This is a genomic window from bacterium, assembly GCA_037128595.1.
Lineage (GTDB): Bacteria > Verrucomicrobiota > Kiritimatiellia > CAIKKV01 > CAITUY01 > JAABPW01.
In genome coordinates this window covers 1-7,410 of the sequence record JBAXWB010000057.1, presented here as the reverse complement: position 1 = coordinate 7,410, position 7,410 = coordinate 1, and the positions used below count along the sequence as shown (strand labels likewise).

The following is a 7,410-nucleotide window of genomic DNA, read 5'->3' as shown; positions in this document are numbered from 1 at the left end:
GCGTTGCGCCTCATCCGCAGTGCTTTATGAAGTCAAAACAAAAGACCCTGGTCCCCAGCGGGCGCATCTGCGATTAGGTGAATGAGGTCGTGGCTTCGCCACATCAAGTTACCACATCACAAGCAATTACATAAGAAATCGAGCCGGTTTGGAGCCTTAGAAGGCCGGGGAAAAAACAATTCTCCTTTGCGATCTTCGCGACTTCTGTTCAAACTCTTCGTTTGGTTGCGAGCCCCTGCCCATGCCGGTTTCTGCTGCCGGTTTCTGCTTGTATTCAGCTGACTACTTACCTATTTTCATGGAATGGAACATCGGCATATCAACCATAAAGAATTCACCACCGTTGCGATTGACGACATCATTGAGCGCGGAAACCGGTCGGACTGGGTTGAATTGCGCGATTCCGCAGTTTCGAATCCTGTCCTTATGGTCAAGATCCTGCGCGTTTGCGTGGCACACGCAGATGATCCTGGCGCCCAACGCTACCACCTCTGGAGGCATTATGCCGAGCGGCGAGTTGCCTGAATGGGATCTCCTGCTTTCATCCGCCGCTCGCCTGCAAAAAATACTGCCCTCCGCAGTGCTGGTGGGTGGATCGGCAGCCGCCCTTCATGCCGGGCACCGTTTCTCAAGGGATGCCGACCATTTCCTGCCTGATCTGACCCCGCGCTTTGACAAGATTCTTGCCGAGATCGAATCTGTTGCGGGCTGGAGGACAGCGCGCGTAAGACGTCCCGTTATGATTCTTGGCAGTCTCGACGGCATCGAAACCGGAATACGTCAACTCATACGGGATCAACCGCTCGAAACGGTCCGGATGAAATGTGAGGGGCAGGAATTGACGGTGCCCACCTTGGCTGAGATTCTGAGGATCAAGGGCGTCCTCATCCTGAAACGAAATGCCACCCGTGATTATCTCGATTTCGTAGCCTTGGCAGATGCCATGAAAGATGACGCCGTTGTTGAAGCATTGCAACAATTCGACGAAATCTATCCGCAACCCAACGGACAATCGGCATTGCAACAACTGCAGATTCAACTCGCCAAACCCCTCCCCTTCGACTTGGAAGAGACGCATTTGGGTGAGTACAAGAATCTCATTCCAAAATGGCAGAACTGGTCAAACGTCGAGGCCGTCGCAGCGCGGGTCGCAGAACTGCTTCTCGAATGCCTATAGCCCAGAGGGACCGAGGGACAGGCACCTATGTGCGATAGCCTGACTTGCGGATCATCTCACCCCGTCACTCGGAACCAGCATCGGCTCCAGCGCCACGGTCATGCGCGGCTCGCGGGGATGGTCGAGGCGCCAGAGCAAACGCTCCACGGCTTTGCGCCCCACTTGCTCGGCGTGGATGTCAATCGTGGCTGGCCGCGGGCTCAGATGGGCCAACAGGATTCGTTCGTTGTTACACCCGATCACATCCAGATCTTCGCCGGCTTTCACGCCGCGCCGCTGCCACTCGGCATAGAACCCCGGTGCCAGCGTGTCGGCCGCCAGGAAGACGCCGGTCGGCCGGGGATTCCCGGCAAGCAGCCGGTCCACCAGCATCCGCATCCGTTCGGGATTCGCCTGCAAGAGCTCTTCGGACGTATCGAGCAACGCCGGATCCTCGAACTCCAGGCAGGTTCCGCCGCCCGCCGCCATGGCGCGCTGGAACACCTCGCCGCGCTCGATGAAAAACGGCTGCCGCGTGCTCGAAATGAAGGCGGCATGCCGATGCCCGCGCCCGAGGAGATAATCCGCGGCAATCCGGCCCAGGCTCCCGTTGTCATAGGAGACGTGATCCCACAACGCGCGGGGCTCGATCTTCCCCATGACCTGAACGCAGGGAGTTCCCTGCAAACGGCGAATCAGGCGTTCATCCTGCGTGGACCCGAACAGCACCACCCCATCGACCTTCTGCGAGGACAACTCCGCCGGACTGGCCGCCTCCGACGACAGATGGAGCAGCATGAGCGCTTTACCGCTCTCGCGCACCGCCGCCTCAACCCCATGCAAGACGTCGAGATAAACCGGCGCATTCATGGCCGCCCGGGGAAGTCCGGCCACCACCAGCGCGATCCGGTTGGTGCGCCGGGCACTGCGGGTACGCCGTTGACGCCGACCCGGCGCCGCCGGCTGATATCCCAAGGTCTGCATCGCTCCACGAACCGTGCGCTTGGTCTCCGCACTGATAAAGGGGCTATCATGAATCACGCGGGAAACCGTGGCCAACGACACCTTGGCCAACTCCGCGACCGCCTTGCTGTTAATGGTGCTTTTCATAAGTTGGAGATATCCTACTGCCTATTTAATTCTCCGTCCATATACTCTGCATAGCTTTATTTCATGGGCATTAAGGGACAGGCACCTGCCCCGTAAGTCGTTTTTGATTGCATACATGTAAAAATTGCCGCATTATTTACACCTATGTATTCAAGATTACTGAGAAAGCCGGACACGTCCACTCTTTTACTGGGGCCAAGAGGAACAGGAAAATCAACTTGGATCGCTCAGCATTTCCATGAGGCCACACGCTATGACCTGCTCGACACAAGGGAAGCGCTGCGTCTTGAACGTGAGCCAAGCAGATTATTCAATGAGTTGAGAACGGTACCCGCAGGGGGATGGGTTGTACTCGACGAAGTTCAGAAAGTGCCGGCGCTTCTGGACGAAGTTCAACGATTGATCGAGAGTTGCGGGTTGCGTTTCATCCTGTGCGGTTCCAGCGCGCGAAAACTCAAACGTTCCGGCGTAAACCTGTTGGCCGGACGCGCCATCGAGGCTCGCATGTTCCCGCTCGTCTCGGCCGAAATCGGCCCGAATTTCGATTTGCAAGCGGCCCTCGCAACCGGCACGCTTCCGCTGGCGGTGACCGGTACCGATCCCATCGGGTTTCTCACGACCTACGCACATACCTATCTCAACGAGGAAATCCGGGCCGAAGCCGTGACCCGAAACGTGGCGTCGTTTTCGCGGTTCCTGGAAATCGCCGCCCGACAGAACGCGCAGGTCACCAACTTAAGCAATATTTCCCGCGAGGCGGGGGTTGCCCGTTCGACCGTTCAGAATTACTTTGAAATCATCTCCGACACGTTGCTCGGGTATTGGGTTGAACCCTGGAAACTCAAGCGCGCAACGAAGCAGGTTGCCCATCCCAAATTCTACTTGTTCGACACGGGAGTCACGCGCGCGCTTTCGGGCCGTTTGCCATACCCCCCATCGCAGGAAGAGACCGGCCCCCTGCTGGAAACCTACCTCTTCCATGAGATCCGTTCGTTTCTGGGCTATTCAAAACTTCGCTATCATCTCCATTTCTGGCGCAGTCACGATGGCGCGGAAGTCGACCTGTTATGTGAAACACGCGAAGGCTATGTCGCCATCGAGATGAAGGCGGCCATGCAGTGGCAAAAGCGGTTTTCCGGGGGGCTGCACCGATTGCGAGGAGAACTCACGCCGACGCCGGTGAAGACTTATGGTGTTTACCTGGGCGAGCGCCGGGCGCTGCTTGATGACGTGCTCGTGCTGCCGTCGGCCGAGTTCCTCCGCATGCTGTGGAACGGTGACATTATCCGCCCGTGAAGCCGGCCTTCATGGGATGTAGCGGATCATCTTACACCCCGTCACTCGAAACCAGCGTCGGCTCCAGCGCCACAGTCACCCGCGGATCGCGGGGATGGTCGATGCGCCAGAGCAGTTGTTCAACGGTGCGCCCCACTTGCTCGACGTGGATGTCAATGGCCGGGAAAGGGGGAGGGGGGAGTTGCTGGGTTGTCGGTTGTTGAGTTGTTGAGGGATGAGCCGGTCGTGGCACCTGTTGAACCGGTGGAGGAGATGCCTGTCACGCCGCCAGTCGTGGCGGTGGTTGAGCCGGTTGTTCGCCCCTGGCGCCTCAGACTGGGCGGTAAAGAGAGCGGCGTAACCGATAGTCAGAACCATAAGCCCGGCTTCCCCTTGGGAGGTCGGGCTTTTCCCTTATAACGGGCGAATTTTAAGAGGCCCACCTAATGAGATCGTGTGAATTGTTCCTTAAATCACAAACGGCGACATCAACAATAACTGACGGGACGGCCTCCTCGGACGTCCCGTCAGGCTGCTTACAAGAATTCATTCACTTTGCAGCTCTATATCCAGTGCGTCACCCCAGCCATCTCCAGGATGCACGCCGACACCTCCTTAAAGCTTGGATTTCGATTTTTCTGTATCCTTGGGATCTACGTAAAACCATCATCCTCCTTTCGGCCAACCATTTCAGTTGACGGTAATTCCTTTAAGCACAGTCCGTACCAACAAGAGGGAGTCCCCTTGTAATGAACGATTCTGTAAGGAAATCGTTAACAATATAGGATTTGAGGATGCCACCGAACGACAATTTGTCATGTACGGCGGACAGGATGTCATCCTCATGGTATCACCCCTTGTAACGAGGGATATCGATATCCTGCGAACCTGTCTGGGGGTATCCGTGGGGTTCTCGATCCCCACCGATGACGATCGGGTCCGCAAGATCCTGGAACCAGAGGCCCCTGTCCTGGCCGACTTATACAACGCCGCCAGAATCTTGATCATGTCAACGCCCTGTTGCGGTTTGAAGCACGGTGTGGCCCGTTCCAGCAGAACATCAACAAAGTGACGGAGGTTGCGGGAATGCCCTTCATCCTGCAATTTGGAGGCCGGCTTGATATCCACAAGCTGTCCATCCTCCTCGGAATGGATCTCCACGAAGTTGCCGTCGCGCCAGGTCAGACCGGCCTTGGTGCCGCGAAGTTCAACAAAGCGGTTCTCCTCCTTGATGTTGGAGGCCCAACTGAATTCAATCTGGAGAACGGCTCCGTTATCGAACCGGATCTGCCTCATCGCAAGATCTTCCACGTCGAAGATGCCCCCCTTGACGGAATCCCCGAAACTACTATGGATGGAATCCGCCTTCCCCCCCTGCTCATCGGCAAACTTGCGGAACGTGTTGCCGCTGACCGCGACCGGTATTTTGAAACCATTACTAAAATCGTCCTGAAACCACAATCCCGTTCGGGAGCCGCAGGCCAGACTGGCAGGGTCTTTTATTTTGATTTTTCAGAAATCAGACGGTAGAGCACGGCAAAGTCTTCCTCACCCCAGCCGGCGTTCATCGCCTCTGAAAAGAGCCCCTTGAGCCGCTCAGTCAACGGGCAGGCGGCCTGGAGTTCATCCGCCCGTTCCAGGGCAATACGAACATCCTTATCCATATGTTTGAGGGAAAAGTGAGGAGAATAGTCGCCCGCCAGCATCTTTCCGATCTTCATATCCGCCAGTACAGAGTACCCTGCATTCATCTTGTAGGCTTCCACAAAGGTGGCCATATCCAGGCCGGCTTTTCCAGAAAAAACCAATCCTTCAATCATGGCCTGCATGAGATTAGCGAGCATCATGTTCATGACCAGCTTGGCATCGGCGGCCGTCCCGACGGCTCCGAAGTGGAAACATTTCTGGCCAATCTGAAGGAGTAACGGCTGCAGGCGGGCGAGCAGTTCATGGTCGCCCCCCACGTAAAAGACCAGCTTGGCGGCTTCTGCGCCGCCCTTGCTCCCGGTAAAGGGAACTTCCAGGAATTCGCCCCCCGCCTCCTGAACCCGGTGCGCCGCGCGCTGGTTATCCGCAGGCCCCACCGTACTGGCGTTCAGAACCACTTTCCCCTTGAGCGACCCCCGCGCCAGACCCTGGGCTCCTTCGATTACGGAGCGTAAGGCGGGCGGATCAGCGACTACCACCATGATCACCTCCGAGGCCTCAGCCACGGCCGCAGGCGAGTCCAGCAGGGGGAAGCCTGCCTCTTTGGCGTTGGCCGGCGTCCGGTTCCACCCGGCCACCTGATGCCCCGCCTTCTGCCAATTCCGCCCCATGCGCGAACCAATAATCCCACAGCCGATAATGCCAATATTCATATCCAGATTCCACCCTCCACATGATGTCCCCGCCAGCCCTTCACCCTCCCTAAGCGAGGGGGTCCCACAGCCGCGTAAATCCGCACTCACGGAAATCGGCGCCATTACGCGTGGCGAATTCAGAAACCCCGTGATGCTTCAGCACCATGGCTAATCGCACGTCAAACAAACGACGGTATGCAAATGTATGTCCCGCGGCATGCTGCCAAACACGATCCATGATTCCATGCCCCGGCATGAGATCGACAATCCTCCAGACAGGATTGGCCCGCACCCCCCGAATAATGTCAACGGCCTTCCCTGATGATAGGGGCGGACGACACACCGTTGGATTCCTTAACAGACAATACAACTCCATAAGGACCTGTTCGCAAAGGCAAAAATCAGCACGACCAGAACAGGAGTCCAGAAAGGTTCGCGCCCGATCGTGAAAGGGCGAATCCTTGTCAAATGCAGGAAACAGGATATTCGTGTCACATGATATCATTTTGGCGTCCTCTTAACCTTGTAACCCGCCCCTGCTTCCGCCACTTTGGCCTGCCCCATATGTAACTGCTCTCTCCAATCAGGGGCGGCGAAAGGATCCACCCCCCCCAAACTGCTGGCCTCCGGCAATTTCCATGCAACGTCAGATCCGTCCGTCGGCACGGAGACCGACACCATATATTCAAGACCTCGCCTGACTAATTCCGTCATAGAAATCTCCATACGCCCGGCCAGTTGCCTGGCAGAATCGTACAAGTGATCCGGAATCTGAACTTGTGTTCTTATCATGATTAAAATTTATCATCACATGGAATTGATGTCAATCCGCAACACACACATGATTGTTTCATCTTTACTGCCCCCCCCCGCCTAACTTCCGGTCAACCGGTTGAATCAACCTGCCTATTGCATCCTCATGCCGGAAGGTTCATGATCCGGACAAATTCACCTTTAAAGGAGCGAAACATGCTGACACTACGGACAAGGCCGAAATTCGATCTTATGAAATTAAACATGACGCTCCCGCTCCTCACCCTGATCTGTGGCGCCCTATCCCTGCTGGCGGCCGAAACCGACACCCTCTGGATAGAGGGCGAGACCCCTTCCCGCGGCCAGAACTATCCCCATCCCTGGTATTCGGATCAGGTTCAGAAAGGGGCCCTCTCCGGCGGCGGCTGGCTTTCCTCTTTTACCGACAAGGCCGATACCGAGGTCGCCTACGATATCGACGTTCCCAAGGAGGGCAACTGGTCCCTCTGGGCCCGTCTCAATCCGACCCAGAGCAAGGCCTCCTGGAAACTGAACAACGGCGCCTGGACCGCCATTGACATGGACCAGGCCACCGACCGCATCAACATCGCCAGCGACGGCAAGCCTGATCTGCGTTATGTCGCCTGGGTGAACCTCGGGAAGTTGCCCCTCAAGGCCGGCAAGACCACCCTTGCATTCAAACTGCACAGCGATTCCAGTGTCACGTCCTGATTTCCGTTTGACACTTTTCCATTGTTAACTGATCTGCTTTTC

The 7,410-nt window shown here is 56.5% G+C and carries 10 protein-coding genes; 4 read left to right on the top strand and 6 right to left on the bottom strand.

The genetic code is table 11. From position 1 onward, the window contains the following. The first annotated feature begins 241 nt into the window (after positions 1–241). On the top strand, positions 242–1,177 hold the full coding sequence (locus WCS52_19270; protein MEI6169329.1) for a nucleotidyl transferase AbiEii/AbiGii toxin family protein: 936 nt from the start codon (positions 242–244) through the stop codon (positions 1,175–1,177). Between the two features lie 51 nt (positions 1,178–1,228). Here the strand turns inward: WCS52_19270 and WCS52_19265 are convergent, their stop codons facing one another. Continuing rightward, entirely contained in the window at positions 1,229–2,266 is a 1,038-nt protein-coding gene (locus WCS52_19265) for a LacI family DNA-binding transcriptional regulator (protein MEI6169328.1), read from the bottom strand. A gap of 144 nt (positions 2,267–2,410) precedes the next feature. Between WCS52_19265 and WCS52_19260 the strand changes: the two genes are divergently transcribed. Further along, complete coding sequence (locus WCS52_19260; protein ID MEI6169327.1) at positions 2,411–3,562, top strand: AAA family ATPase; 1,152 nt, start codon at positions 2,411–2,413, stop codon at positions 3,560–3,562. Between the two features lie 31 nt (positions 3,563–3,593). Here WCS52_19260 and WCS52_19255 read toward each other — a convergent pair whose 3' ends face one another. Beyond that, the gene (locus WCS52_19255) at positions 3,594–3,794 is read right to left on the bottom strand and encodes a hypothetical protein (protein MEI6169326.1); all 201 of its coding nucleotides are present in this window, start codon (positions 3,792–3,794) and stop codon (positions 3,594–3,596) included. On the opposite strand from WCS52_19255, the gene WCS52_19250 reads away from it, so the two are divergent. Further along, positions 3,788–3,961: a hypothetical protein gene (locus tag WCS52_19250; GenBank protein ID MEI6169325.1), complete on the top strand. Its 174-nt coding sequence runs from the start codon at positions 3,788–3,790 to the stop codon at positions 3,959–3,961. The genes WCS52_19255 and WCS52_19250 overlap by 7 nt on opposite strands. A 270-nt stretch (positions 3,962–4,231) precedes the next feature. On the opposite strand, the gene WCS52_19245 is transcribed toward WCS52_19250, so the two are convergent. From WCS52_19245 to WCS52_19230, 4 genes are all read right to left on the bottom strand, one after another. Further along, entirely contained in the window at positions 4,232–4,837 is a 606-nt protein-coding gene (locus tag WCS52_19245; protein MEI6169324.1) for a Gfo/Idh/MocA family oxidoreductase, read from the bottom strand. A 203-nt stretch (positions 4,838–5,040) separates the two neighbouring features. Further along, positions 5,041–5,901 carry an NAD(P)-dependent oxidoreductase gene (locus tag WCS52_19240; GenBank protein ID MEI6169323.1) on the bottom strand — a complete coding sequence of 287 codons (861 nt, stop codon included), beginning with the start codon at positions 5,899–5,901 and terminating at the stop codon, positions 5,041–5,043. 49 nt (positions 5,902–5,950) lie between these two features. After that, positions 5,951–6,388 (bottom strand): TA system VapC family ribonuclease toxin, encoded by a 438-nt coding sequence (locus WCS52_19235; GenBank protein MEI6169322.1) that lies wholly within the window; start codon positions 6,386–6,388, stop codon positions 5,951–5,953. Next, entirely contained in the window at positions 6,385–6,597 is a 213-nt protein-coding gene (locus WCS52_19230; GenBank protein MEI6169321.1) for a hypothetical protein, read from the bottom strand. Before WCS52_19230 ends, WCS52_19235 begins: the two co-directional genes overlap by 4 nt. 255 nt (positions 6,598–6,852) lie before the next feature. Between WCS52_19230 and WCS52_19225 the strand changes: the two genes are divergently transcribed. Beyond that, positions 6,853–7,368: a hypothetical protein gene (locus tag WCS52_19225; protein MEI6169320.1), complete on the top strand. Its 516-nt coding sequence runs from the start codon at positions 6,853–6,855 to the stop codon at positions 7,366–7,368. The last annotated feature ends 42 nt before the right edge of the window (positions 7,369–7,410 follow it).